Origin of the sequence: Mucilaginibacter sp. PAMB04168 (assembly GCF_039634365.2) — a bacterium.
GTDB lineage: Bacteria > Bacteroidota > Bacteroidia > Sphingobacteriales > Sphingobacteriaceae > Mucilaginibacter.
On the sequence record NZ_CP155079.2, the window covers coordinates 1,847,385 to 1,873,708 of the forward strand.

General features: G+C 42.9%; 28 protein-coding genes. 16 read left to right on the forward strand and 12 right to left on the reverse strand.

Going from position 1 to position 26,324, the window contains the following annotated elements; genetic code table 11:
- Positions 1-10: 10 nt before the first annotated feature.
- Both ABDD94_RS08025 and ABDD94_RS08030 read left to right on the forward strand, forming a co-directional pair.
- On the forward strand, positions 11-862 hold the full coding sequence (locus ABDD94_RS08025) for an oxidoreductase (protein ID WP_345955416.1): 852 nt from the start codon (positions 11-13) through the stop codon (positions 860-862).
- 233 nt (positions 863-1,095) lie between these two features.
- Positions 1,096-1,344, forward strand: coding sequence for an Atu4866 domain-containing protein (locus ABDD94_RS08030; RefSeq protein ID WP_345955417.1), 249 nt, complete (start codon positions 1,096-1,098; stop codon positions 1,342-1,344).
- Positions 1,345-1,397: 53 nt separating this feature from the next.
- Here the strand turns inward: ABDD94_RS08030 and ABDD94_RS08035 are convergent, their stop codons facing one another.
- On the reverse strand, positions 1,398-2,657 hold the full coding sequence (locus tag ABDD94_RS08035) for an MFS transporter (protein WP_345955418.1): 1,260 nt from the start codon (positions 2,655-2,657) through the stop codon (positions 1,398-1,400).
- An 89-nt stretch (positions 2,658-2,746) separates the two neighbouring features.
- Complete coding sequence (locus ABDD94_RS08040; RefSeq protein WP_345955419.1) at positions 2,747-4,276, reverse strand: PAS domain S-box protein; 1,530 nt, start codon at positions 4,274-4,276, stop codon at positions 2,747-2,749.
- A gap of 281 nt (positions 4,277-4,557) precedes the next feature.
- Here ABDD94_RS08040 and ABDD94_RS08045 point away from each other — a divergent pair, with 281 nt between their 5' ends.
- Positions 4,558-4,962 (forward strand): VOC family protein, encoded by a 405-nt coding sequence (locus ABDD94_RS08045; RefSeq protein ID WP_345955420.1) that lies wholly within the window; start codon positions 4,558-4,560, stop codon positions 4,960-4,962.
- A 106-nt stretch (positions 4,963-5,068) separates the two neighbouring features.
- On the opposite strand, the gene ABDD94_RS08050 is transcribed toward ABDD94_RS08045, so the two are convergent.
- Both ABDD94_RS08050 and ABDD94_RS08055 read right to left on the reverse strand, forming a co-directional pair.
- Positions 5,069-6,175 (reverse strand): NADH:flavin oxidoreductase, encoded by a 1,107-nt coding sequence (locus tag ABDD94_RS08050; RefSeq protein ID WP_345955421.1) that lies wholly within the window; start codon positions 6,173-6,175, stop codon positions 5,069-5,071.
- An 18-nt stretch (positions 6,176-6,193) separates the two neighbouring features.
- The gene (locus ABDD94_RS08055; protein WP_345948151.1) at positions 6,194-6,493 is read right to left on the reverse strand and encodes a metalloregulator ArsR/SmtB family transcription factor; all 300 of its coding nucleotides are present in this window, start codon (positions 6,491-6,493) and stop codon (positions 6,194-6,196) included.
- A 172-nt stretch (positions 6,494-6,665) separates the two neighbouring features.
- Between ABDD94_RS08055 and ABDD94_RS08060 the strand changes: the two genes are divergently transcribed.
- A complete protein-coding gene (locus tag ABDD94_RS08060; protein WP_345955422.1) occupies positions 6,666-7,706 on the forward strand; it encodes an AI-2E family transporter in 1,041 nt (346 codons plus the stop codon).
- Positions 7,707-7,749: 43 nt separating this feature from the next.
- Here the strand turns inward: ABDD94_RS08060 and ABDD94_RS08065 are convergent, their stop codons facing one another.
- The 3 genes from ABDD94_RS08065 to ABDD94_RS08075 form a co-directional block, all read right to left on the reverse strand.
- Positions 7,750-8,226 (reverse strand): VOC family protein, encoded by a 477-nt coding sequence (locus tag ABDD94_RS08065; protein ID WP_345955423.1) that lies wholly within the window; start codon positions 8,224-8,226, stop codon positions 7,750-7,752.
- A gap of 196 nt (positions 8,227-8,422) precedes the next feature.
- Positions 8,423-9,130: a LytTR family DNA-binding domain-containing protein gene (locus ABDD94_RS08070; RefSeq protein WP_345955424.1), complete on the reverse strand. Its 708-nt coding sequence runs from the start codon at positions 9,128-9,130 to the stop codon at positions 8,423-8,425.
- 315 nt (positions 9,131-9,445) lie between these two features.
- Entirely contained in the window at positions 9,446-9,838 is a 393-nt protein-coding gene (locus ABDD94_RS08075; RefSeq protein ID WP_345955425.1) for an SPW repeat protein, read from the reverse strand.
- A gap of 213 nt (positions 9,839-10,051) precedes the next feature.
- On the opposite strand from ABDD94_RS08075, the gene ABDD94_RS08080 reads away from it, so the two are divergent.
- The 6 genes from ABDD94_RS08080 (at position 10,052) to arsB (ending at position 14,190) form a co-directional block, all read left to right on the forward strand.
- Positions 10,052-10,609: a helix-turn-helix domain-containing protein gene (locus ABDD94_RS08080; RefSeq protein ID WP_345955426.1), complete on the forward strand. Its 558-nt coding sequence runs from the start codon at positions 10,052-10,054 to the stop codon at positions 10,607-10,609.
- Between the two features lie 50 nt (positions 10,610-10,659).
- On the forward strand, positions 10,660-11,589 hold the full coding sequence (locus tag ABDD94_RS08085; RefSeq protein WP_345955427.1) for an NAD(P)/FAD-dependent oxidoreductase: 930 nt from the start codon (positions 10,660-10,662) through the stop codon (positions 11,587-11,589).
- A 127-nt stretch (positions 11,590-11,716) separates the two neighbouring features.
- The gene (locus ABDD94_RS08090) at positions 11,717-12,046 is read left to right on the forward strand and encodes a metalloregulator ArsR/SmtB family transcription factor (RefSeq protein ID WP_345948144.1); all 330 of its coding nucleotides are present in this window, start codon (positions 11,717-11,719) and stop codon (positions 12,044-12,046) included.
- 54 nt (positions 12,047-12,100) lie between these two features.
- Positions 12,101-12,661, forward strand: coding sequence for a DUF6428 family protein (locus ABDD94_RS08095; protein WP_345955428.1), 561 nt, complete (start codon positions 12,101-12,103; stop codon positions 12,659-12,661).
- 10 nt (positions 12,662-12,671) lie between these two features.
- Positions 12,672-13,094, forward strand: a complete 423-nt coding sequence (locus ABDD94_RS08100; protein WP_345948142.1) for an arsenate reductase ArsC — start codon at positions 12,672-12,674, stop codon at positions 13,092-13,094.
- Between the two features lie 13 nt (positions 13,095-13,107).
- Positions 13,108-14,190, forward strand: a complete 1,083-nt coding sequence (gene arsB, locus ABDD94_RS08105; RefSeq protein WP_345955429.1) for an ACR3 family arsenite efflux transporter — start codon at positions 13,108-13,110, stop codon at positions 14,188-14,190.
- A 79-nt stretch (positions 14,191-14,269) separates the two neighbouring features.
- Here the strand turns inward: arsB and ABDD94_RS08110 are convergent, their stop codons facing one another.
- The 4 genes from ABDD94_RS08110 to ABDD94_RS08125 form a co-directional block, all read right to left on the reverse strand.
- Positions 14,270-14,776 (reverse strand): DinB family protein, encoded by a 507-nt coding sequence (locus tag ABDD94_RS08110; RefSeq protein ID WP_345955430.1) that lies wholly within the window; start codon positions 14,774-14,776, stop codon positions 14,270-14,272.
- A 140-nt stretch (positions 14,777-14,916) separates the two neighbouring features.
- Positions 14,917-16,458, reverse strand: a complete 1,542-nt coding sequence (locus tag ABDD94_RS08115) for a glycoside hydrolase family 28 protein (RefSeq protein WP_345955431.1) — start codon at positions 16,456-16,458, stop codon at positions 14,917-14,919.
- Between the two features lie 281 nt (positions 16,459-16,739).
- A complete protein-coding gene (locus tag ABDD94_RS08120; protein WP_345955432.1) occupies positions 16,740-17,984 on the reverse strand; it encodes a hypothetical protein in 1,245 nt (414 codons plus the stop codon).
- Positions 17,985-18,025: 41 nt separating this feature from the next.
- Positions 18,026-18,364, reverse strand: coding sequence for a hypothetical protein (locus ABDD94_RS08125; protein ID WP_345955433.1), 339 nt, complete (start codon positions 18,362-18,364; stop codon positions 18,026-18,028).
- A gap of 321 nt (positions 18,365-18,685) precedes the next feature.
- On the opposite strand from ABDD94_RS08125, the gene ABDD94_RS08130 reads away from it, so the two are divergent.
- Together ABDD94_RS08130 and ABDD94_RS08135 are read left to right on the forward strand one after the other, a co-directional pair.
- Positions 18,686-20,554, forward strand: a complete 1,869-nt coding sequence (locus ABDD94_RS08130) for an acyltransferase family protein (protein WP_345955434.1) — start codon at positions 18,686-18,688, stop codon at positions 20,552-20,554.
- Positions 20,555-20,647: 93 nt separating this feature from the next.
- Positions 20,648-21,178 carry a DUF4256 domain-containing protein gene (locus ABDD94_RS08135; protein WP_345955435.1) on the forward strand — a complete coding sequence of 177 codons (531 nt, stop codon included), beginning with the start codon at positions 20,648-20,650 and terminating at the stop codon, positions 21,176-21,178.
- Between the two features lie 100 nt (positions 21,179-21,278).
- Here ABDD94_RS08135 and ABDD94_RS08140 read toward each other — a convergent pair whose 3' ends face one another.
- On the reverse strand, positions 21,279-22,637 hold the full coding sequence (locus tag ABDD94_RS08140) for an ectonucleotide pyrophosphatase/phosphodiesterase (RefSeq protein ID WP_345955436.1): 1,359 nt from the start codon (positions 22,635-22,637) through the stop codon (positions 21,279-21,281).
- Positions 22,638-22,890: 253 nt separating this feature from the next.
- Between ABDD94_RS08140 and ABDD94_RS08145 the strand changes: the two genes are divergently transcribed.
- The 4 genes from ABDD94_RS08145 (at position 22,891) to ABDD94_RS08160 (ending at position 25,968) form a co-directional block, all read left to right on the forward strand.
- A complete protein-coding gene (locus tag ABDD94_RS08145; RefSeq protein WP_345955437.1) occupies positions 22,891-23,253 on the forward strand; it encodes a DUF2200 domain-containing protein in 363 nt (120 codons plus the stop codon).
- Positions 23,254-24,148: 895 nt separating this feature from the next.
- On the forward strand, positions 24,149-24,721 hold the full coding sequence (locus tag ABDD94_RS08150; RefSeq protein ID WP_345955438.1) for a hypothetical protein: 573 nt from the start codon (positions 24,149-24,151) through the stop codon (positions 24,719-24,721).
- A 242-nt stretch (positions 24,722-24,963) separates the two neighbouring features.
- Positions 24,964-25,413, forward strand: a complete 450-nt coding sequence (locus tag ABDD94_RS08155) for an SRPBCC family protein (RefSeq protein ID WP_345955439.1) — start codon at positions 24,964-24,966, stop codon at positions 25,411-25,413.
- 126 nt (positions 25,414-25,539) lie between these two features.
- A complete protein-coding gene (locus tag ABDD94_RS08160; protein WP_345955440.1) occupies positions 25,540-25,968 on the forward strand; it encodes a VOC family protein in 429 nt (142 codons plus the stop codon).
- Positions 25,969-26,324 lie beyond the last annotated feature (356 nt).

A 26,324-nucleotide genomic window follows, 5' to 3' on the forward strand; every position in this document is an offset into this window, starting at 1 on the left:
ATAATATATTATGGAAACTCAACAAAAAGTATGGTTTGTAACCGGTGCCTCTAAAGGCTTAGGTTTAACTTTAGTAAAAAAGCTATTGGCAAAAGGCTACCGGGTGGCCGCAACCTCACGTAACGTAAACGACCTAAGTACCGCCGTTGGCGGTGCTGCTGCCGATAGCTTTTTGCCATTGGCCGTAAATCTAAAATCAGAAGAAAGTGTGGGCGAAGCCATTGGCCAGGCTATTAATCAATTTGGGCGTATAGATGTAGTGGTAAATAATGCAGGCTACGGGCTACTAGGTAGTTTAGAGGAATTGAGCGACGCCGAAGCGCGCGAAAACTTTGATGTGAATGTGTTTGGCTCGCTTAATGTAATACGCCAGGTTATGCCGCATTTACGTGTACAAAAGTCCGGTCACATTTACAACATCGCATCTATAGGTGGTTTTACAGGCAATTATCCGGGCTTTGGTATTTACTGCGCTACTAAGTTTGCCGTGCATGGCTTTACCGAATCATTAGCTGCCGAGGTAAAAGATTTTGGCATTACGGCTACAGTAGTATCACCAGGTTATTTCCGTACCGATTTCCTGAGCGCCGGATCGATAGGAATGCCTAAAAATGAGATCGCCGATTATAAGGCTGTTCGCCAATCGCAAGAATTTCACAACGAGCAGATGGCTGGTAACCAGGCAGGCGACCCTGAGAAAGCAGCTGATGTAATGATTGAAGTGGCCGAAGCACAAAACCCGCCAATGCATTTATTCCTGGGTCAGGATGCTTATAACGGCGCTTATGCCAAAATGGATGCTGTAAAAACTGACTTGGAAAGCTGGAAAGCCCTGGGTACCTCTACAGATTTTACTGCTTAAGCCAAAAGTTACCGCAGGTTTGCGGCATGTAACAACTGGACTGTTTTTAACTCTAAACTTTATATGATGCATTCAGAAATAAGTTATATCCTGTTTAACATATTGCGCTTAGCATTGGCTACAACGCTTAGTTATTATATCGTTTACCACGCCAGAATAAAAAAGCTAAGCTGTAAGTAATAACGCATTTTGCTTACAGAAGCAATATATCACAGACAGCAAATAAAAAAATCATGAAAACCGACACCGACTATACCGGTATGTGGGTAACCCGCGACGGCTATATACGCCATCACTTATTGCCCGGCGGACGGTATGACGAAGCACGAGGCAATCGCCAAAGTGCCTACCAAGGTAACTATACTATAACCGGCAACCACATCGACTATGTTGACGACACCGGTTTTACAGCCGACGGCGATTTTAGGGACGGCATTTTATACCACGCCGGAATGATACTGTACCGCGAGGGGAAATCTTAACCTCCTCCGCTCCAATACCCGATGCTTAGCGTTGGGTTTTGGTGTATAAAAGCCTAATCATTCCCGACGGCAACTTCCTGCCTTTGGCCGGTTTCTCTTAAAAACAAGCTGATGATGATAGCCACCGCAATACCAGCTATCAGGAACAAACCGGTTGACGTAAAATGCTGTGCATGGTTGGTGGTAGTAGACAGGGTTTTACCGAACAATCGGTTAAATAATGGCCCCAACAACGCGGTTACGCCAAACGTAATAAAGTTGATAGCTCCTGTAGCGCTGCCTTTTACTTCATCGGGGTTTACTTCTTTGATGATGGTATAGGGTATCATAGCTGCGCCCGATCCTGTACCCATTACGAACATACTGATGTAAGCTGGCATTAAATGCGGCAAAAAAAGTAATTGCAAAATACTGACTATCATAAGCAGGCCACCACCGATAATTACCGGTTTACGCCGGCCGGCAAAATCTGCCAACCAGCCGAGCAGCGGGCAACCCAATACCCAACCTAACGGTACCATAGAGCTAACCAAAGTAGCCTGCTGATAACTCAAACCGCGGTCTTGCTGAAAAAATACTACGCCCCACACCATAATGAACACGGTGGTGGGGGCAAACAGTAAGCCGGAAACCAATCCGCACAGATAAGACTGTAAGTTGCCGAAAACTGTTTTATATGGCTGCAGTAAGTTGGTTTCACGAGTGTTAGATAGCGGCCTTTCGGCAGGCGTTATCCAAAAAAGTATAGCACATAGCACCATTGACAGTATGCCTGTGCCAATCCAGAAAGCAGAAACCGATACGCCCCGGTGTATGAGCGGGCCTACAATAAACTGGCCTGCAGTGCCGCCCAGCATACCCAGGCATTGCGTAAACCCTATAGCTGTTGCCAGCGACCGCTTTGAAAATCCTTTAGAGGCGAGGTAAACGCAACCCGGGAAGGCAAACGCCGAGCCGGCACCCTGTAATAAACGCCCTGTGTAGCTGGTGTAAAGATGCGATAAAGCAAATAGCAAGCAACCCAAACCCAGTATGAATATGCCTACCGAGACCGCGTATCGGGCACCGGTCTTATCCAGCGCAATGCCTGCTATTAAACTGGTAACCGAATAAGTGTAATAATACGTACCTGCAACAACACTTACTCCAACCGCCGAAAGGCCAAAAAGGCCTGACAGTTCTGGTATCATTACTGAAGGTGACGACCTCACGGCATACTCTACAAAGTAGAACAGCATCGCAATGAACCAGGCCATAACGTATATGTTAGGCTTGGTTTTTAATACAGTTGTATTGGGCGTACTTATATCCATTATGTTTAATTAAGCGGTATACTTAATTAAACCACGATATACTTATTTGTTGTAAAAATTAATTAATAGTTACAGTTAAGGGTGGTTTATCAAGACTGTATGGGTAGCGTAAACCAAAAGGTACTGCCTCGGCCAACTTCACTTTCCACACCTATGTGTCCGCCATGCTTTTTTATAATTTCTGCACATATGTAAAGCCCTAAACCTAGGCCTGAGTATTGAATACTACCTACATCTGCACGGTAGTAGCGCTCAAAAAGGTGGGTCCGTTTTTCGGGCAGTATACCCGGCCCTTTATCAATTACTGATACTTTTGCTTCTTCACCCACCTTCACAATCAAAACTTTTATTTCTTTTGATTCGGCTGCATATTTCATGCAATTGTTCACCAGGTTCATAATTACCTGATCAATACGGGTAGCGTCGGCAAAAACACTTAAATTGAAGTCGCCCTCGGTTACAATCGTATATTCTCCGGCTACGCGCACATGGTAGCAGCAATCGTTTATCAGATCGGCTATGGTAAACCAAATCTTGTTCAATTGCAGCTGACCTTCGTTGAACCGGCTGGCGTTAAGCAGATCGGTAATTAAAATGCTCACTTTATCCAGGCTTCTATTTGCTTGGTCTATCAGATTCGGCAGCATCTTTTCGCTCGGGTTGTTCTTCATTTTATTGAGCAGTTGCAGCGATGCTTTTAAACTGGTTATGGGCGTGCGCAGTTCATGACTGGCCACGCTAATAAACTCATCCTTTTGCCTGGTTAATTTGCGCCGGTGGGTAACATCCATAAATGTACCTATGCCGGCAACAATATTTCCTTTATCGTCGTGTAACGGAGCCGCGTTTATGGATATGTAAAAGCGCTCGGCATCTGGTGGTTGTACGGCTATTTCCCTGTCATACACTGGCTGGCCGGTCTTCATAGTAATGTTCATCGGGTGCTCTTCGGGTGGCAAAACTGTACCATCAACTCTTAAATTTTGCCAGCTGTTGTCGTAAAAAGTACGCTTTAGAATTGCTTCCTGCTCCAGGCCCAATATTTTTTGTGCCATGGGGTTAGCGTAGGTAATACAGCCATCGGTATCAATAATGCCTATGCCTTCGGCCATGGTTTCCAGGATTCGGGTAAGGCGGCGTTCATTCTCCTTGAGCTTTGTTTGTATCTGTTCGGCGTTATTTAGTGATGCCTTAAGTTGCTTTTCGCTCTCTTCAAAATTTTTACGGTAAGTGATGTCATCCAAAACCGTAAAGCCAAAGGTTTCGCCTTCGTCTTCAAATAAAATAGTAGTTACATTAACCCACGCCAGTGATTTATCACTACGTATCAGGCAGGCGTCCAACTTAAAAAAAGGCAGCTTCCTCGACCATAATGCATCCTGTAAGTCGTGCCAGTGTTGCTTATGCTCCTCGCAGGCGTAGTCCAATATACGGGTCCCTTCAATCTGCTCAGCGCTGAAACCCAAAAGTTCAGTTAATGCCTTGTTAACCTTTAGTATGATCAGATCTGAATTGATGATCTTACTGGCTGCACTGGTTAATTCAAATATGGTATCGAACTTATGTTCGCTGTCAATAAATTTCTGTTTATAATTTGTAGATTGATTATCGTGTTCCATGAGACCATCGGTAGCTGTCAATATTATATCTGATAACATAAATGACGCCACGCAGTTTGACGAAAGGGGACATCAGTTAACTTACGTTAAATGTTTGGACAGCTTTAAATAACTGAAGATTGAAAAGAGATTTGGTAATGTTCAGAAATTAAATGAAATTGCTTTGCATGTTGTTGTTAACAAAGTTGTTGATCAATATTTTATGTATTGATTGCAACGATGATACATGATCTGTTTTACCAATTTTTATATCACTTTTAAATTGTACAATACCTTTAATTATGAAAAAAGTAACTGGCCTTGGCGGTGTATTTTTTAAGGCAGATGACCCGAAAGCCATGAACGAATGGTACGCCAAAAACCTCGGACTGACTACCAGCGAGTACGGAACAACGTTTGATTGGCGACAGGCTAATGATCCCTCAAAAAAAGGATCGACATCCTGGTGTGCATTTCCGAAGGATACCCAATACTTCAATCCGTCAACCAAGCCGTTCATGATTAATTACCGGGTGGAGAATTTGGTTGCGCTGGTTGATGAATTAAAGAAGGAAAACGTAACCATTGTTGATGAGATTGCCGAGTATGATTATGGCAAATTTGTTCATGTGCTCGACCCTGAAGGAAACGTTATTGAGCTTTGGGAACCAAAAGATGAAGCGGACGAGGATAGCGTAGCAGGCTAAACCTTAGTTTGCCGTGTTTTCCAAGCGGACTTCTAAGTCAGGAGAATATAACAACAACAAAGCCCTGTGTAAAAACGCAGGGCTTTGTTGTTTAAAGTGTTTTTAGTTAGGCTAGCACCAGTTTGGCCAAGGCTTCTTTGCTGAATCCTTTTAACTCATCGGTGCGTTGCTCGCGTATTTTTTTAACCCATGATGGGTCTGACAGTAACGGACGGCCAACGGCTACCAGGTCAAAATCTCCCCGGTCCATGCGGCGCAGCAGTTCATCAAGCGAGCTGGGTTGTGAGCTCTCGCCGGCAAATGCAGCCAGGAACTCGCCGTTTAAACCAACCGAACCAACAGTAATAGTTGCTTTACCGGTAACTTTTTTAGCCCAGCCGGCAAAGTTAAGGTCAGAGCCCTCAAATTCGTTTTCCCAGAACCGGCGTTGCGAGCAATGGAAAATGTCAACTCCGGCATCGGCCAGCGGGTTTAGCCAAGCTTCCAGTTCTTGCGGCGTTTTTGCAAGCTTGTTGGTATAATCGGCAGGTTTCCATTGTGATAAGCGCAAAATGATGGCAAAATCTTCACCAACCTGTTTACGTACTTCTTTCACTACTTCAAGGGCAAAGCGGCTACGTTCTGGTAAAGTTTTACCGCCCCAGTTATCGGTGCGCAGGTTAGTGGCTTCCCAAAAGAATTGATCAATAAGATAACCATGAGCGCCATGCAGTTCTACGGTATCAAAGCCCAGTCGTTTGGCATCAGCTGCTGCACGGCCAAAGGCGGCAATCGTATCGGCAATATCGCTTTCGGTCATGGTGTTGCCATTGTTAAAGCCAGGGCGGTTTAAGCCCGAAGGACCTTCGAACGGTACAGGCGGCACCCAGCCTGATTGATGATTGTCCATAATGCCCATGTGCCATACTTGTGGGCCCATGGCGCCGCCAGCCGCATGTACACCGTTAATCACTTCCTGCCAGCCGGCTAAAGCCTGTTCTCCATAAAAGTGGGGAACATTAGCATCATTTGATGAAGAGGGGCGGTCAATTACGGTGCCTTCTGATAAGATCAGACCCACTTCACCTTCGGCTCTTTTGCTATAGTAGGCGGCTACCGTATCGGTGGGCACACCGTTCGGCGAAAAGGAACGCGTCATGGGTGCCATTACAATTCGGTTGCGAATATTTAATGATTTAAGGCTAAACGGCCTGAATAAAATGTCGGTATTCATATTTAAAAATAGTTGATGTTAAATTTCGGTTTGCAGGAGTTGGCTGAGGGCTGTAAAGGCTTCCTCATTACGCTGGTAATAGGTCCACTGCCCGGCCCGGGTAGCTTTGATAAGCCCGGCGCGTTGCAGTGTAGCCAAATACTCCGATACGGTAGATTGTGTTAACCCCGCCTTGGTTTGAATTTGACTTACGCACACCCCATGGTCGTATCCGTAAACGGCCTGGTCGGGAAAGTTCTGTTCTGGATTTTTAAGCCAGCCCAAAATTTGTAGCCGGGTTTTATTGGAAAGCGCTTTAAAAACTTCAACCTGTTCCATACTGCAAAGATATATCGGAAAATCTCGATATGTCAATAAGCGTTATAACTCGTGACAAAATACTGATATAAGCGGCTGCTACTTATGTACGGCTTACAAAGAGGCGCAGCCCGCTAAAACATTCAGAGCTAATTGGTGTACTTTGGTATAACACAACGCTTAATATTTTCTGATGCTGCCAAACGATAAAACCCCAGATGTAACCCCTAGAGAGCTTACCTACATACAAAAGGTTTGGCATACGGTTGCTATAGTTGCATCGTTGGTGGTAGTTATATTAATTGCCAGGGTGGCGTTCAATGTGCTGCTAATGGTTCTATGCGGTACCTTAATATCAGTTTACTTTCATGGCCTTGGCGATTTGATTGAACGGTATACGCACCTGAGCCGACGGTGGGCTATGATTATATCTGTAGCCGGTTCGTTTGCATTGCTGGCTATACTGCTTTGGTTTATGGGTACCAAAATACAAAACCAAATAGCTCAGCTAAGCACCACATTGCCGGCCACTGTAAACAATGTTAAAGCAAAAATTGCCGAAGCTCCCTTTGGCAACAAAGTGCTGGAATACTTTTCGGGTAATAACTCGCAAAAGCTGCTGTCAACCGCACAATCGTTTTTTAGCACCAGCTTTGGTGTGCTGGCCAACATTTACATCATATTATTACTGGGTATATTCTTCACGGCGAGTCCGTCGCTGTACAAGGACGGTATTATGGCGCTCATACCGCCCGACCATAAGTTTATGGGCCGTTACATCATCAACCGCATCAGCTTATCGCTTAAAGGCTGGCTCAAGGGCATGATGTTGTCCATTGTACTGGTTACTATCATACTCACTATAGGCCTAAGTTTTATAGGTATACCGGTAGCGCTGGTGCTGGCTTTAATTGCAGGTATGTTACGCTTTATTCCGAATTTTGGCTCATTGGCGGCTATGATACCGGGTGTATTGCTGGCCTTTACCATTAGCAGTAACACGGCTATTGTAGTAACCCTGCTTTACATTTTAACGCAGACTATAGTAAGCAATGTGGTAACGCCACTCATTCAAAAAAAGATGATCAACCTGCCGCCTGCACTTACGATCATCAGCCAGATTATCATGGGCACGCTATCGGGAGCCTTAGGTATTATTATGGCCGTACCATTACTGGCTATTCTTTTTATATTGGTTGATGAGCTGTACGTGAAGAAAATGAAACAGCTATAAAAAGCCTAATGCCAAAGCATCAGGCTTTTAGAAATTTATTGCACTAAGCTTCGTCGTAAGCTTTTTGCAAGGTGGGTATATCGAGCTTTACCATCTTCATCATAGCCTGCATTACTTTTTGCGCTTTGTTGGCATCTTTATCGCCCATTAATTTCATTAAAAGGGTAGGTACTATTTGCCACGTCACGCCAAATTTATCGGTTAGCCAGCCGCATTGCATAGCCTGACCGCCTTCCAGCAGGTTATCCCAGTACTGGTCTACTTCTTCCTGACTTTCGCATTTCACAAAAAAAGATACCGCCATTGTAGGCGTAACAAAGCCCGGTCCGCCGTTGAGTATGGTAAACTCCTGACCAAATAATTCAAAGCTTACAGTCAATATTGAGCCCTGCTCTCCGGGGCCGTTGTGGCCATTGCGGAGCGTATTCGTAATTTTCAGGTCTTTAAAAATGGAAGTATAAAAGTCTACGGCCTCTTGTGCGCGGTCATTGAACCATAAAAACGGTGTTATCTTTTGCATGATAGCTAATTTAAGTTTGCGATTGTTTACTGGTGTTTAACAAAAGTAGTACTGCGGGGTCACAATTAGCCTGTGCAATTACGACAATATAGGGGGCGTTTACGGCCTAGCTGAAACATGTACAAGTGTATACGGCATTGGGGAGCCTTACAGTGCTCAAATGCTCGGTGATAAAGAATCAGCCGTTAGCGTTCAATTACAAGGAATTCTTTCTCCACTCCGGCAAAATTATACTGTAAATGTCGCTTAATGGCAGTTCGGTGTTTGTTAATCTCACTTTACGGTTTTGTATACACCTTATATGGTTAACGGCAACAATATAGTTATGATGTATTCTTTTAAAATGCGTTTCGGGCAGTTGTTCCAGCACTGTTTTAAGCGACGTAAAAGTAAGTGTGGGTTTAGGATGGCTTAACAGGTGAAACTTTATGTAATCGTGCTGGGTTTCGATATACTCAATATCGGGCAGGTTTATCTTAATCATGCGGTATTCCGAATAAACATAAACGCATTGTTCTTCATTAGCTTTGTTCAATGAAGTTTTATATTCGTGATAAGCGCGGGCTTCTTCAATCACCTTACCAAACTGTTTAAACTCAATAGGTTTTAGCAAGTAGTCGAAAGCTTCCAGGTCGAAACCTATAAGATCGGGATTTTGGTGAGCAGTAGTAAAAATGACTACAGGTTTGTGTTGCAGAGATTTAATAAAGTTTATACTGCTTGTATCAGTTACATTAACGTCAATAAAAATCAGGTCAACCGGGTTGCCTTCCAAGAATTTAGCACCCGTTATAGCATTATCAAATACCTGAACCATCTGTAGCGACGCAAAGCGACACACGTATTCCTTAAGGATTTGCAGAGCCAGCGGCTCTTTATCTATAGCAATGCATTTTAACAACATAAGAAGTAAATTATACCGGTAACATAAAGCCACGGTAGATGATCATAAGTGAACAGGTGTAGTCACTAACAAGAGATTCGGGACCGGTATCCCGGGTTTGTATAGTGAAAGTCAGACTCGTTCTGTAAAACAAGACGGTATTCGGGGTATGAATAATAGGTTGCAGCAAAAGGCGTATCAACTGAACATGTAATACTGCTCAAAAAACGGCTAGGTATAGTGGAGAACAGCGCCTGTATAGTTTTAATGTAAGTATTACGGGGAATATGAAACACCGGAGAGAGAAAAAAGGGGAGAGGTTAACTCCCCTTTTTATTAATGCGCCGGGCTGATGCCACGGTCCATATAATGGTTATGAGAATGTTGGGAAGTGGTATCGGTCAATAAACCGGCACCAATTTCCAGCACACCTAAAATTAAATGAGGTAAGTAAACCTGATCACTGAAACCTAGTAACCATGGCGAAACGGCTAAAAAAACACCGGCAATAACATCCATGGTTAAGTGAGCGCTCATGGAAAGTACTTTTTTGCCGCCACCTTCATAATCGGTAATGAACGACATGATTAGCATCATTATACCTATAATTACAGCCGACCACTTTGCACCATCAACATCACCAAACCCAAATATCCAGGGTGATGCAATTAATAAAATTCCCATCATGTAATCCATTACAGCATGGAACTTTCTGCTTATAATTTTCATAGTGTAGATAATTAGTTTTCAAATGGAAAATGTTCAAAGTATGTGCCAAATAATTCTTTTGAGTTTATAATATTAATTAGAAAGAATTATTGATTTTGTTGCTCTCTTTAGCTTACACAGTAAAACCATAGCTATGTAATATTTTAAATGGCCTGATTAAATAAATAAATTTCAATGTCTCACTTTTGTGAAATATTGATACATTTGAATGTTATGTTACCTACCACAAAGCAAAACATCGTAGATGCGGCCATCTTTATTTTTAACGAAGACCTCTCAGCTCCGCTTGAGAAAGTGGCCGATTATGCGCAAGTAACCCGCCGAACCCTGCACCGTTACTTCACCAATCGCGATGAGTTGTTGCATGCCTGCCAGCATACTATGCAAAAGCAATGTAATGATGCCATAACAGCCGCTTTAAATAGCTCGGCCGATCCGGCCAAGCAGTTAGAACACATGCTTTATGCCGGAATTGATTGCGGCGTGAAATACGCCTTTTTTAATAAGTTACATCACTTACACAATCATCAGCATGCGCACCACAACAAAGAATGTGCACGATATGATGCCACATTTGGCAAAGTAGGCGCATTAATTAACAAACTACAGGATGATGGTGTAATTAGCAAAAAACTTACAGCCGAATGGGTGTCTGTACTATTTACAAGCGTAATTAATGCCACTATAAGTACACACGAATGGAAGGCAACCGGTAGTGACGAACTCAAGAAGTTTGCCTGGTTTTCTTTTAGTCGCGGTGTAGGGATATAAAAAAATTTGCATACTCGTGTCTCAAAAGTGAGACTTAAAAAATGATAAATATGAATAATAACAATTATGATGTGGTAATTATTGGCGGAAGCTACGCCGGGTTATCAGCGGCTTTAGCTTTAGGACGGGCCCTTTTTAACGTACTGATTATTGACAGTGGACGCCCATGTAACCAGCAAACGCCGCACTCACATAACTTTCTTACACAGGATGGTGTGGAGCCGGCAGTTATAGCAGAAAAAGCCCTAAAGCAGGCGCTCATTTATCCCGGCGTAAACCTGCTTGCGGATAAGGTAATTTCGGTAGCAGGCACGGATGGACGTTTCGACGTTATGACCGAAGGGGGGGAAGCCGTACATGCCAAAAAGCTGTTGTTTGCAACCGGTATACGCGATATTATGCCAGATATACCGGGTCTGGCGGAATGCTGGGGCATATCAGCTATTCATTGTCCTTATTGCCACGGTTATGAATACAAAGGTGTTGCAACCGGACTTTTAGCCAATGGTGACGAAGCAGCGGATCATGCTGCTTTCCTTAGCAACTGGACCGACAACCTAACCGTGTATACCAATGGAGAATCTGTAATATCATTAGATAAGCAACAAATGCTTGCCGACTTGCAGGTTAAGATAGTTGAGACGACCGTTCAGCGTTTAAAACATGATAGCGGAAAATTAGAAAGCGTTATTTTAGCCAATGGCAGCGAAATCCCTATTAGCGCATTGTATGTAAGGCTGCCTTTCGAACAGCATACCCCAGTTTTGGAAAACATCGGGTGCCGATTAACTAAACAGGGTTACATAGAAGTAGATGAAACCCGGCAAACCAGCGTAGCAGGCATTTATGCAGCTGGCGACAATATGAGCCCCATGCGGTCTGTATCTGGTGCAGTAGCATCAGGAACTATGGCTGGTGTGTTCATAAGCCGGCAGTTGATCACAGAAAGAAATCTGTCAAGGACCAGACCTCGCGTTTAATGTTTAACCTAAAATCAGTATAAAGGTGTAGCCCAGTGAAGGCCTTTATACTGATATTGGGTCAATGGCAAAGCATTTTTTAAATGTTGAGAATAAAAAATATTATCGTAATATTGCGATGTAAAATATGGGTATTACTAAAACAGAAATTTTTACTGATGAGCAGAACCGGTTGGCGGTAATGCTTAAAGCCATTGCGCACCCTGCCCGTATTGCCATACTTGAACACATTATAAAGGCAAATGCTTGTATATGCGGTGACTTGGTTGAGGAGTTGGGTCTGGCGCAGGCCACCATTTCGCAGCACTTAAAGGAACTCAAAAATGCAGGCCTCATACAAGGTACCATTGAGGGAGTGAGTGTGTGTTATTGCATTGAGCCTAAGGCCTGGGCGTTGTTGCAAAGCCAACTCAATAGTTTCTTTAACGCTTATACAGAACCCAAATCCTGCTGCTAAAAAAATTTGAGTTTATATATCGCAATATTGCAATAATACATTTTATGGATTTTTATGGAAACAATAAACTGGCAAGATTTTAAAGCTAAGCTAAGAGCCAATCCAAATTTGACCTTGCAGTTTCAGTATGCTGATGATAAGTGGGTTGATGCCGCCTATCACATCACCGAAATTAAACAGGCGCCTATAACATCGGTTGATTGCGGCGGTGTGATGAACGCCTGGACAGAGATTATTGTGCAGCTGTGGGAGCCGCTTAATGAGCAGCAGGATCGCGCCATGAACGTGGGCAAAGCTTTATCTATAATTGATTTGGTAGAAAAAGCACTACCCCTTAACCCTAACGGCTTAATAAAAATTGAATTTGGCAACACCGCGTTTGATACACGCCAGATGCTGCCCAAACAGCTGGTAATAAATGGCGATAACCTGATTGTAGACCTACGGGCAGACACCGTTCAATGCAAGGCTATAGAGAGGGGCGGAAGCTGTGGCGTTAATGATAAAGGCGAAGAATGCTGCACGCCCGTTGCCCAAGCGAAACCTAAGATCCAGTTGAAAAACTTAGCCGTTTCGGCAGCTCCAAGCTGCGAACCTGGCTCGGGCTGCTGTTAATTATGGCGTTATGAAGAATATATTAGTACTGTGCACCGGCAACAGTTGCCGCAGCCAGCTGGCAGAAGGGTATTTGAGGCACTTTGCCGGTATTAATGCCCAGGTTTATAGCGCGGGCATTGAAACGCATGGCGTAAACCCTAAAGCCATACAGGTAATGGCCGAGGATGGTATAGCTATATCGCACCACACCTCTAATCATGTGGATGAGTATTTAACTATACCGTTTGATTATGTGATTACTGTTTGTGATAATGCAAATGAGGCTTGTCCGTTTTTTCCGGGCAATGCGCAGCGGTTTCATTATAACTTCCCTGATCCGGCCAAGGCAACCGGTACGCCTGAGGAGATAATGAATGAGTTTAGGCGGGTGCGGGATATGATTAAAAAGTATGCCGCCAGTTTTGTGAAACAGCATTTAGGCGTGCAGTAAGTAAATATAAAATATGCCTGCCAATAATTGTGCCCCCGCTGCTGAAAGAAAGCGCTTAAGCTTTCTGGACCGCTACCTTACCTTGTGGATATTTTTGGCCATGGGTATCGGCATAGCCATCGGATATTTTGTGCCATCGGTAGCCGCAACTGTTAATTCCTACTCCAACGGAACAACCAATATTCCCTTAGCCATAGGTTTAATACTAATGATGTACCCGCCGTTTGCGAAAATGAAACTGGAAAATTTAGGACAGGTGTTTAAAAATACCAAAGTGCTGAGCGCTTCCTTGTTTTTAAACTGGGTTATTGGTCCGGTACTGATGTTTATACTTGCCGTGGTTTTTTTGCACGACAAGCCTGAATATATGGTGGGCCTTATCATGATTGGGTTTGCCCGTTGCATAGCCATGGTAATGGTATGGAACGAACTGGCCGGTGGCAGCCGCGAATACGCGGCCGGATTGGTAGCCCTTAACAGCATCTTCCAGGTGTTGCTATACAGCATTTATGCTTACCTGTTTATCTCAGTTTTGCTACCTTTATTGGGCTTGCATGGTGCCGAAGTGAAGGTAAGCATGAGCGAGATAGCCGGGTCCGTAGGCATTTATCTAGGTATACCCTTTGCCGCAGGCGTTATAAGCCGTTTTCTGTTTATTAAAGCTAAAGGGCAGGAGTGGTATAATAACAAGTTTATCCCCTTGGTTTCGCCTGTTACTTTAATAGCGCTGCTTTTTACCATTATGGTAATGTTTAGCCTCAAAGGGCAGTTAATTGTGCAAATACCGTTTGATGTGGTACGCATTGCCATACCATTGGTAATTTACTTTGCCATTATGTTTCTGATAAGCTTTTATATAGGTAAGGTGCTTGGAGCAAACTACGCACAAAATGCGGCTATAGCTTTTACTGCGGCCGGTAATAATTTTGAGCTGGCCATTGCCGTTGCTATTGGCGTGTTTGGCATCAACTCCGGCCAGGCTTTTGCCGGGGTGATTGGTCCGCTGGTTGAAGTACCTGCCCTTATTGCCTTAGTTAATATAGCGTTTTGGCTCCGAAATAAGTATTACAAAGTGGAGATTGGTAATCCGGAGTAGGCCGGTAAAGTTGGCTTAAACAAACAAGCCCCGTCACTTTAATACCGGGGCTTGTTTGGGTATGATGTATTACGAAACATTACCAGCGCTCCCAAAAAGGAGGCGGCGTAATGCCTAACGAGCGCAGGTAAACATAGCCTTGCCCACGGTGATGAACTTCGTTATCGATAAAATATAATAAGGTCGAAAAGATGGTGCCCTCATATTGGCCAAAGGCTTTGTCCATTTCCTGAAAACGGGCTGGTGTAATATGTGGCCAAAGCAAATTTAAACGTACTGTTACCTTGTCCCACTGGTTTAAAATTTCTTCCTTACTCGCCGGAATGTTACGGGTAATGTGCGAAGAGTTTTCCATTTGAGGCCACTCGCCGGTCGCCGCGCCCTCAATACCACCGCCTGCCAGGTCAATCATTTCCATCACCAGTTCGGCAAAGGGCCGCATACCGCCTATGGCGTAACTGAACAGCTTGTCCTCTGGGAAGGCCTCTATCATTTTACGGGTAAGCTTGCGGTGGCCTTGCCAGTGTTCAAGCAATTGCGTTGATGAAATTACGGTGTTACTTTCGGTGATTTGCATGGTTTCCATAACGTTGTGTGTTTTGATTTATACAAAGAAACCATGAGCCAGTGACAACCCTATGTCAGCAGGAACAAATGATACAAAAAAATAAAAGTAATAAAGCTCACAAGCTTATATACTGATGCTGTACAAGGCATCAAGTTGCATCAATAACTTATCCCGGTACTGCTTGTTACGGTATATTCTGGCTTGGCACCCATTGCCGATTTTACGTTGGTAAACCTAACCTGTTCAGCGTCGTTAACAATAACCTTTGCACGCTCAGGCATTTTGATATTTAGAAAAGTTACATTTTTAAGGCGGTGGGCAGGGTCTTTAAATCCGTTTATATTAATAGCCGGCTCTTTAGCCGAGGCGGCCAATAAGTCGATATTTTTAAAAACAAAGTTTTCGAAAGTAGGTGGCTCAGGGGCAGCTTCGCCATCGTTATTATAATTTACAGCCGAAAAAACAGTAATCTGGAGAAGCTGGCAATCGGCAACGGTTACATTTTTTACATAGCCACCCCGCTCTTTAGTGCCTTTAATTTGCATGCCATGTAGTAGGGCACCAGCCTTACAATCCTGTACCAGCACATCGCTTACCCCGCCCGACATTTCGCTGCCTATTGAAATGCCGTGACCTCGCTTAAAATCGCAGTCTGTGATGCGAACATTTTTGGTAGGCTTGCCAACCCAAAAACCTTCCGGATTTTTGCCCGATTTTATAGCGATACAATCATCTCCCGTATCAAACGTACAGTTAAATATGTAAGAATCAGTAGAAGAGTCGGGATCTATACCATCACCGTTTCGAATTTTAAAAGTAACAATATTTAACCCCTCACAAGTTATGTTATCACTATAAATGTAATGTATGGTCCAGCTGGGCGGTTCTGTTATGGTTAATCCCGATAAGCTTACATTTTGGCAGTTCATTAAACAAATAAGCCTGCCCCGGCTGCGCATACCACTTGCTTTGATCATAGCTTCGCCCAGGGGCCGCCCACCGCCTGAGATGGTCCCGCCGCCGGTTATGCGCAAATTTTTAACGTTGTACGTGCCGTTGCGGTTAAGTGTGCCTGCGTTTAGCAAACTGGCGTACGTTTTCATCTCCCAGCCTTCAAAACGGTTGGGGATCATAGGCAGGTAGTCTTCAACTGCCACCGATCCTTTTAACGTGCCTCCTGTTTCAATGAACAATGTCATATCACTTTTCAAAAAGAGAGCGCCCGAAACAAAGGTGCCTTTGGGTATATACACCGTTCCGCCTTTAGTGCATGCATTAATGGCTGCCTGTATGGCTCTGGTGTTTGCATTAGCCGAGTCACTTTTAGCGCCATAGTCCAGTATGTTATAGATTTTTCCTTTAGAGGCAGTTTTAAACTTAATTGTGTTGGAGGCCAGACCTTTGTCTTGTTTTATTTTAATAGTTACGCTATATAATGATGCAGGCAATAAATTGCTTACCGTATAATTTGTTTTGCTGGTAGAGCCGTTTATTTTGCCGTTTACTAAAACCTCGTAAACAGTAGTACTATTTCCGTATTGTTTATCCCATAATAGGCTAACTGAGTTGTCGGTTAAAGTAGCCGGAGCTATTATTAAGTTGTAGTGATGTGCAGCTGCAGCCTGTAGGAGAAAAGATTGCAAGGCAAGCGCAACTACTACAAGCGCGAAGTGAACGGTTTTAGAAAATAACTTCTTCATTTATAATTGTTATAGGCATCACAGAGTAGCGTATCGTCGTTTCTTGATGAGGGTTTTGCTTGCTACAACGGGCGTGTTAAAACTATAAAAGAATTTAGAAAACTACTATAGGGTGCTGTCCTGTGTTGGTAATGATGGAAGCAGGCTGGAGAGAGATTGGGCCTATAACTTGGACATATACTTAAATCATGATATATAAGCACGTTTATAGCAAAAGCCCGATATGATAATACCAGGCTTTAGGTGATGAGGGTAATTAATAATTTTAAAACACGCTCGTACTACTTAAACCCAAATATCAGCGGAAATAGAAAGGTGACAATAATTGTCCAGACGAAGTACACAGGCAAGTACAAGGCAATAGCTTTTCCAACTTCTGTAATTTCAGCTTTCTTAATAAGTACCTGGAACAGCTGCCCGGTTACAAAAAACAGGTTAAGTAATATCAGCACGTTACTACCCAAAACAGCGGTTCTGTTGGGTGTAAAACCCCATTCGGCAATACGGAACAAGATGGCAGAAAGGGCAATGCCATTGAGTACAATGGTAACAACCGACAGGAGGAATAGAATCCAGGTTTCTGCGCGATGTTGAGTTGCTTTAGAACTTTCGGCGATGGAGAAGAAAATTATGGCCATTACACCAATTAATAACGCATTAAAGACCATCAAAAAATCTCGGTCGTTGTAAGGGTCTTTGCCTGAGTACACGACAGCTACCAGGTAAACCACCAGCATTACCAAAACCAACGGACTGAATATTTTAGCAATAACCGGCGAAACCTTACCCACTAATTGCGGATTGGCTTGCGTAAGATAGGTGCCTACAATGGGTGCGGCGGCCAGACCGAATATGACAACATTTTTAAAATAAAAATCGGCTATGTTAAAACCGATGAGCGAGAATAACCCAATGGTTACACCGGTCATGATTACGCCTGCTATCAGGATCAGAGTTGTGATCACCACTAGGTCGCCGTTATATTTTAAATAACCAAGCCTTTTAGCGTTGTTATTACCTGGCCCATTAATAAACGCAAAACCCAATACCGACCACAAGAATAACGGTAAATGAATGCACGACAAAATTAAGGTATCGCTCTTTTTAGCATCAGGTAGGGCGTTGATGAAAATTAAGCCGGCAAGGGTTGCTATAACTGTAATGGCGATTTTTTGAACCGGCAGTTTATTCTTCCAACCAAAGTAAACCGATAGAAGCGGAAAAATAACGAATCCCAAGTTCCTGGAATAAAAGAACTCCTCATTTAGCGAAAAAAAAGCCGGCAGCTTTGCAATTAAACCTGCTACCAGCGAAGCAACTATCACAAAAAACAGTTCCTCTCCTGTGCCCCAGTTTATGTCATCGCGCTCGTAATTCAATCGCTCATTCCAAAACTCGGCTATGATATTGCCCTTAAGCTCGGGATACAAAGCGTTAAATTCCCGCTTGTAAGAGGCTTTGTTAGTTCTATACAACTTTTCAAGCTGCAAGGGTGAGTTTAAATGAGCTAATATTTCTTCTTTCATGGCTTTATGGTTTTGCGAAATCTAGTAGTTAGTGAAAAAGATTAATTCCAAAGCGTGCCGTTTAAGCCTAAAACGGTGCCAATCCATAATGCAAAAACGTATCCGAGTATACTTAGCATGATAGCTAATGCGGCTTTCCAACCACCTTGATAACGCAGTTTATCCATAAAAAAAGAAAATGCACCGCCCGCTGCACCAGCTACAGGCACCATAATTAATGGTTTAATCATCCATAGCTTGCCCCATGCCGGTTCAGTGTGTTTAACACCGAGCAGAAAAACACTGATTAGTACTAATGCTATTGCTGCGCCAATTAACATGCGTTTACCTAATGAAGCGGGTTGAGTTGGTTGTGTTGTGAGATTGTTTGTGATTGTCATGATGATAAATTAAGCTATTACCAGCGGTTTTAATATTAAAAGTTCTTTGATATACAAAGTTAATAAAAAGTACTTTGTATATCAAAGTGAAAACTGAAAAATTATTTTAGTAGAGTTTTATGCCTTAACGGCCAGGATATACTTTACAAATCCTCACATTAGGCTCAATGTTTTCCATTACGCGCCATGATTTTGATGACCTGGACCGGTTAGCATATCGACGAAAAACTCATCATAGGGATGGATTCATATTAAGTTTAAAGCGTATAATTGCACCATTACGACGTATTTGTTATATTCAACAAACTTTAATTGCCGCTAATGTCTTTATCCTCTCATCCGAAGCCCACTTTTCGATATGACATTAACGCTCTGCGATGCCTTGCCATAGTAGGCGTTCTTCTTTTTCACTTTAAGGTTCCTGCAATAACCGGAGGGTTCTCTGGCGTTGACGTATTCTTTGTAATCTCCGGTTATTTAATGACCCGGATTATAGTTAATGAGCTAAAAGGCAATAGGTTTAGTTTATTACGTTTCTACCATAAAAGAGCAATACGAATTATTCCTGCATTGTTGGGCTTAATAGCATCACTGGTCGTAATATGCTTCTTTATTTATTTTCCCGACGATTATAAAAGCTTTTTGAGCTATGCCGTATCGGCCATATTGTTTGTGTCCAACTTTTTGTTATACAGCAAGATGGATTATTTTGCACCCGCATCAGATACCAACATTCTGCTGCACACGTGGTCTTTGTCGGTCGAATGGCAATTCTATTTAATTTATCCTATTGCGCTTATATTTTTTAACAAATACTTTAGGCACAAGATACGCGCTCTTGCCATTTTAGCGGCATGTACAGCGCTGGTATATGTATGTTGTGTAGGGCTAAATCATTTCCGGCCATCGGCTTCGTTCTATTTGTTTCCAGCAAGGGCATGGGAGATGTTAGCAGGCGGCGTAGCGTATTACCTGGAAGCAAAACTCAGAACCTTTGGTAAGCGAAAGCTACTGGCTGGCATCGGTTATTTTATTATACTGCTGTGCTACTTCTTTTTTCATGATAAATTAGCCTGGCCCGGGCCATTCACTATTGTACCGGTTGCAGCTACTGTGCTGGTTATTGCTGCCAACGCGAATGATATTTCTGTATTAAGAGCCGGACCTGTTCAGTGGCTGGGTAAGATATCATACTCCCTTTATTTATGGCACTGGCCCGTATATGTAATAGCACAATACCGTGGGGTGCCTATTACCTTTGCCACCATACTTGTGATGATTGCGCTATCATTAGTTTTGGGGTTTATTTCCTACCTGCTTATCGAATCCAGAAACATAAAACGGGGATTTATTGTGTATACGGCCCTTGGCGCTTTAGCTGTAGTAACCCTTATTTTGCCAAAGTACGAGTTCAATGCACGCATGTTTAAGCCCGAGTCTTTAAAATTGTCCAGCTATTCACAGCACTATTTTGGCACACCGGATGCGAGTGAGCAGTTTAACAAGTGCTTTGTAAAAACATCTTATACCATTAAAGATTTTGATCAGGAGGAATGTTTATCAATACTTCCCGGCCGAGAAAATGTTTTGTTAATTGGCGACAGCCACGCTGCTCATTTTTCATCAGCATTAAAAAAAGCTTTTGCAGGTTTAAATATACATTTGTGTGAAGTAGCTGCCAGCGGTTGCTCGCCGGTAATACGACCTAATGGCGCCCCGCGCTGCAGCGAAATAATGTCTTTCGTTTACCGCGACTTTATTAAAGAACATGCGAAAGAATTGTCTGCCGTTATTATAACGGCAGACTGGTCAAAAAAAGGTGAGCCTAAAGAGATTGTAGCCGATGTTAATAGTACCATAGCCTATCTTAAAAAGTATCATTTAAAGGCAATCGTACTCGGTCAAACTAAAAATTATATCATCCCATATCCAACTATTGCTGCCCAGGAGTCGGAGTCGGGGAGGGATTTAAGTCAGAACTTTGTTGACCGCTCCACTGTATCTGTAAATACTTTCCTTCGGGATAATCTAGGTCAATTGTACTTGGATATTTTTGATGCAGACCATTATCCTAAGATAAATGCCCGTAAAATGCCTTACATGTTTGATGCAGGACACTTTACAACCTATGGTGCCGAAGAGGAAGTAAAGCAAATACTTCCGGCTTTAATCAAACATAAGGTTTTGTGACACGCTCGCCCTCACACAGCAGGATGCAGCGTGCCTTGTGTATACAGATTTAAAACATTATAGCACATGATCAAGAATTTATCACCAGAACAGATGGAAGAACTCCTGAGTACGCTAAAAGCTAGGTTCGAGAAAAATATGAACCGGCACGGAGGCATGGAATGGGCTAAAATAGAAGCTAAGCTGCAAGCTGATCAGAATAAGTTGTGGTCGCTCAATGAAATGGAGGCAACCGGCGGTGAGCCAGATGTGGTTGGTTTTGACGACAAGACCGGCGAATTTATCTTTTTTGATTGTTCAGCTGAAAGTCCGAAAGGCCGCAGAAGTATTTGTTACGACCACGACGCACTGGAAGCCAGAAAGGAAAATAAACCACAAAACAGTGCTTTAAAAATGGCAGCAGATATGGGTATCCGCATTTTAGCAGAAGAGGAATACCGGAAGTTGCAGACTCTTGGAAACTTTGATACTAAGACATCAAGTTGGATTCAAACACCGGCCGAGATCAGAAGACTGGGTGGGGCCATCTTTGCCGATCGCCGTTACAACACCATTTTTATATACCACAACGGTGCCGAATCATATTACGCTGCGAGGGCTTTTCGGGGAGCGCTAAGAGTGTAAATGCTTGCCGTATTACAAAAACTAGTATGGGCAGTATACGAGTCTTTTATAAACCCCGCCCATACTAATTTTTTGTTTACGAAAGCTGCACAATACCCACTTACTTTTTAGCAGGCGTAAGTATTCCGGGATATAATACGCCGTCTGTTTTAAGGTTCAGGTTCAATAGCTTCGCAATCAATGGTGCAATATCTTCCTGGCCAATCAATGGTAATACTGCGCCCGGCTTAATGCCTTTACCAAAGGCTACAAAGCCGGTTTGTATCTCTTTAAAATCGGTGGGAAGATACCCGTGAGTACCTCCGTTTGCAGGGGCGGTCATATCGCCCGTGGCCGAAGCGCCAAAGCTGAACCCCTGGTAGGCCGCCAGCGCCATTAACGCATTAGGGTCACCCTGGGCGTTGGTTAATGCAGTTTTATCTAACACATGAAACATTCTTTTAATGCCATCAGATAGTTGATTAAGCGCTTGCTTTATTTTTTCTACAGATGCCTTGTCTTTTGGATCTTTGAGGTGTAAAAAGGCAGAACCGCCGCTTTGCTGGAAATAAGCTTTCCAGGCGTTTTTATTGGCGTCATCATAAAGGCCCAGTTTGGCCAGCATAACGTTTGGCTTAAATTGGGTGTGAATATTCACAAAACCATGATCGCCGGTAACGATGAACGTGGTATTTTTGCTGATACCGGCAACATCAGCTGCATCCATAATCGTTTTAATGGCTACATCTGCACCAACTATGGCAGACCTTACTTTATCGCCGTCACGGCCTTGTTCATGTTCAAAATGATCCAGGAGTGCAATATGTATGGCCAGGAAGGCCGGTTTGTAGCGTTTTATTATATAGGCAGCCATTCTTGATTTGTTCTGATCGCTGGTATAAAAATCAACTGTTGCACCATATTCGGCCCCAAATTTACCAACGGCATAATCCTGTACTTCCTGAAAGAGTTCTTTGGGATTTGATTCCTGAGACATGGCTTTAATCTCATCCTTTTTTTCGCCTTTACCCTGTGGCAGAATCACGTATTCGGGTAAATTATAGTTTATAGGCGCACCAACCGTAACCGGCCAGCTTACACCAGCTGTGGTTAAACCCGCGTCTTTAGCGGCTGTCCATAATGTAGGCACTTTAATGTCTTTATAATACCAAAACCATTTGCCCGAAACGCCTAAAGGCTCAACGGGTGTATTGTAATAAATGCCATGTTTGGCTGGCAGTACGCCGCTCACTATGGTAGTATGAGAAGGGTAGGTTACGGTAGGGAAGCTACCCCGTACGCCTTCGGCATAAGCGCCTTTTTGCATGCCTTGTCGAACATTCACCATGCCCCACTGCGGGTCCAGGTAAAACTCGGGGCGTAAGCCATCTATACTAATCAGCACTACGTGGTTTTCCTGGGCGTGTACAGATGCCGATGAAAGCCAGCTTAAGGCTATTAAGGTAAATAATTTTTTCATGGGGTATTTTTGGGCGAAGATATTGGCCCAAAGTGCTATTGGTATTTCGTAAATGTTAACAAAATATAAAGCGGCTGTATTCTTGTTAGCCAGCGTATTGAATAAGGCTGGATATATTATATTTTTGCGTAACCAGATCTGTTAGGCGCTTTGTTATAAAACACGGTGTACACTTATACCGACTTAATGATTCTGGAGTTTCTGTATGCAACAGCTACAAGAGTTGAACATTGCAAAATTTGCTTTAAAAGGTATGAACACTTCCGACACACACAACCAGCGTATGGCAAACATGACGTTTGCCTCAGTATATCCGATGTATGTAGCAAAGGTAGAGAAGAAGGGCAGAACGATACAGGAACTGCACCAGGTTATTAGCTGGTTAACAGGCTTCGACGACCAAATGCTGCAGGAATTAATTATGGAAAAGGTAACTTTTGAGGCATTCTTTCAGCAGGCTACGCTGAACCCTAACGCGCAGCTCATTACCGGAACCATCTGTGGCTATCGTATAGAAGAAATTGAAAACACCTTAACACGGCAGGTTAGGTATTTGGATAAGTTGGTGGATGAGTTGGCAAAGGGCAAAAAGATGGACAAGATTTTACGGGGCTGATATTTGTGATATTAAAATATGGCGCCCGACATAAAAAATAATAATTGTTGTAACTATTGAAAAGTGATTGCGTATAAGCACTCAAGTGGTGGACTAAGAGCTGAATTCGCTTTATGGTAGGTGCACAATATTTATAGCTGATACTGCCCGTTCATATTTTTGGACGGGCATATTTGTTTAATTCAATTTTCAATTTTCTTTTGTCTTATCTAGTCATCGGGTCTTTTTATAGGTTGGTTTGGCGTAACCTATCACATAGGGGCCTTAACCTGAAAGGGCATTAACTAGACAGAATTAGCCAACAAGGTAGAAGGCATTAGAGCTTTTCTATAGTTGTTATCTGATTAGTCGTAGGATCGGCTACAAGAAAGCTCTAGGGGACAATAACACTCAGGCAGCTATATATCCGCAACCTCATTTCAATACGTAGCTCAAACGTTTAAGGCGACGGCATTGTATCCGCCCTTTTGTACTGTAAAGGTTCATTGATCTTCGATATTACTTTTTTGTTTATGTAGTTGAACCCGGTTTATTCAAAAAACTGCCAACTAATCCGTTTTAAAAGTTCCTCACCAAGCACATCAACCTCAGCATTTGAGATATCTATTTGAATCAACCTGATATCTGGATGGGCTTAGGCTCGCCGAGGACAGGAAACACTGTAAACAAATCACTCATACCATATTCTTAGCAGAGTGGTTTATGCCTAATGATGTTTTTAGAAAAATTAACACTCGCTATAGCTGCAAGGTGTTTTAGGTCATATAAGTAATTCATTACTTGTTATTTACTGATTAATAATTCGTAATATTGATTACTAGCCATACAACCCTTTGCAAGCAGGCGCAAACCGTTTTGCCTGCTTAACCAATTAATTTTTTAACCTTTATTTTTTATGAAAAAATTACTATTTGTTTTATTTTCTGCTTTGGCATTCACCACGGCCGAAGCGAGCAATCCTATTCCCTTTTTTTTACGGGCGCAACGTCATGTTAAAAGCATGGCTTTTACAACGCCATACCTCGACCATGCTAATGCCTCCAGCAACTTATGGTATTCTATAGGGAGTCAGGAATCTTTTAATTTTGGACCTTATAGTTATTCACCATCTACAAGTGGAGGTACGCTATCTGCCACCGATTATTTTGGTACCACTACCGAAATTACATGGAATATTGTGGGCACAACACTTTCTTATACGGTAGATATTGTGCCCGGTACCGGTATCGATTTAGGAATTCACATGCTTCAAATTTATGATAATGATACCTCGCAAGATTTAATACTGGATGATTACGAGGACCCGGAGGGCGTAGGCTACGGGAATTCGCCTTATCATGGCTCGGGCTGCACGGATATCAGTTCCGCTTCGTCTGTACTGAGGTTTGTTTGGCAGAATTATAATTATACGCGCGATTATTATAACGGTTATTCAGCCAATGAATATTATTCCTATATCTACCGTTAGTTAATTAAGGTGTTGGTATGGGTAGTGCTCCCTGGCCTGTGGCTGGGGATTTTTATTTAAGAATACATGGGTTGTTCGTGCATGCTGGTGTACATTTGCTATGCCTGGTTAAGGTATAAGGAAAGTGTTGATGCGGAACGCCTGCCAACGCAAGGATAATTTACCCCTAAATTGTCGTATTTGGCCCTCCTTATGTAGTTTGTTTCGTTGCATCTTTGTTTGCAATTAATGCCAAAACAATTATGTCAGAAAACAAAGTTTCATTACACAGAATAATAAAGGCCACGCCTGAGAAGGTATACCGTGCCTTTACCGAAAGCCTGGCCATCGCTTCATGGTTGCCACCTTATGGCTTTCTTTGTACCGTACACGAAATGGACGTTCGGGAAGGTGGTACTTTCAGGATGTCGTTTCAGAATTTTACAACTGGTAGCGGCCATACATTCGGCGGAGAATACATGGAGGTTAAACCCAACGAGTTCTTAAAGTACACTGATCAGTTCGACAACCCCAATATGCCGGGTGTAATCATTAACTCCATCTCGTTTCAAAAAACATTAGTAGGTACCGAACTTAAAGTATTGCAAGAAGGCATCCCCCAAGCTATCCCAATTGAAATGTGCTACTTAGGTTGGCAGGAATCGCTGGAAAAATTGGCTAAACTTGTAGAGCCTAACATACCGGATGCGTGATCGGATCGAACAACAAAGCCGCCATTCATACAGCTTTTATGCTTAACAACTCTGTTTAAGCGGGATTCTTGACAAGAGAGCCTGCTCAGGCGGAAAGGCAACCTATATTAACTAAAAAATAACATCATGAGAACAATCAATCCTTGGATTAACTTCAATGGCAATGCCGAAGAAGCATTTGCTTTTTACAAATCAGTTTTTGGCGGCGAATTCACCAAGATCATCCGTTTTAAAGACCTGGCAAGTGCTGAATTTCAGGTGCCAGAAAAAGAGGTTGATAAAATAATGTACATCGCTTTACCTATCGGCCAACACAATGTGTTGATAGCCAACGATGTTCCCGAATTTATGGGTGGGGTAAACGAAAGCGAAAACCGGTCGAAAATATTAGTGAGTGCCGAAAGCCGCGAAGAGGCAGATAAGGTATTTAGCGGACTATCGGCTGGCGGAGAAGTTGAAGGTGATATTGGTGATACACCATGGGGTACCTACGCTGGAATGTTTAGAGATAAATATGGCATTGAATGGATTGTGGAGTTTGACCCGAGCTTATAAATCCTAAGGGTGTGTAGAGGAAATAATCTTTTGTCAGTGCAGGTTCTGGGCGTAAGAGGCCTTGCGGTGGAGCGTCTAAGTAGGTATTTAGCAATAAATTGCTAAACTTGGAATGGCCTGCAATGCAAGGTTCCTTTATGAGAGACCAGCGGTGACGAAAGTAATACTTAGCGCCAGTTAGCACCTATAGCAAATAATCAGATTAGAAGGTAACCGGGAGATATTATTCCCGGTATTAAAGCAGACATAGGGTTGAAAATAGAAAACCACCTCGAGCTGGCGAGGTGGTTTGGTTCTTCAAATCATGATAGAGTTTGAATAATTGGCTTTCCAAAGATAAGCCATTGTAGTATTTC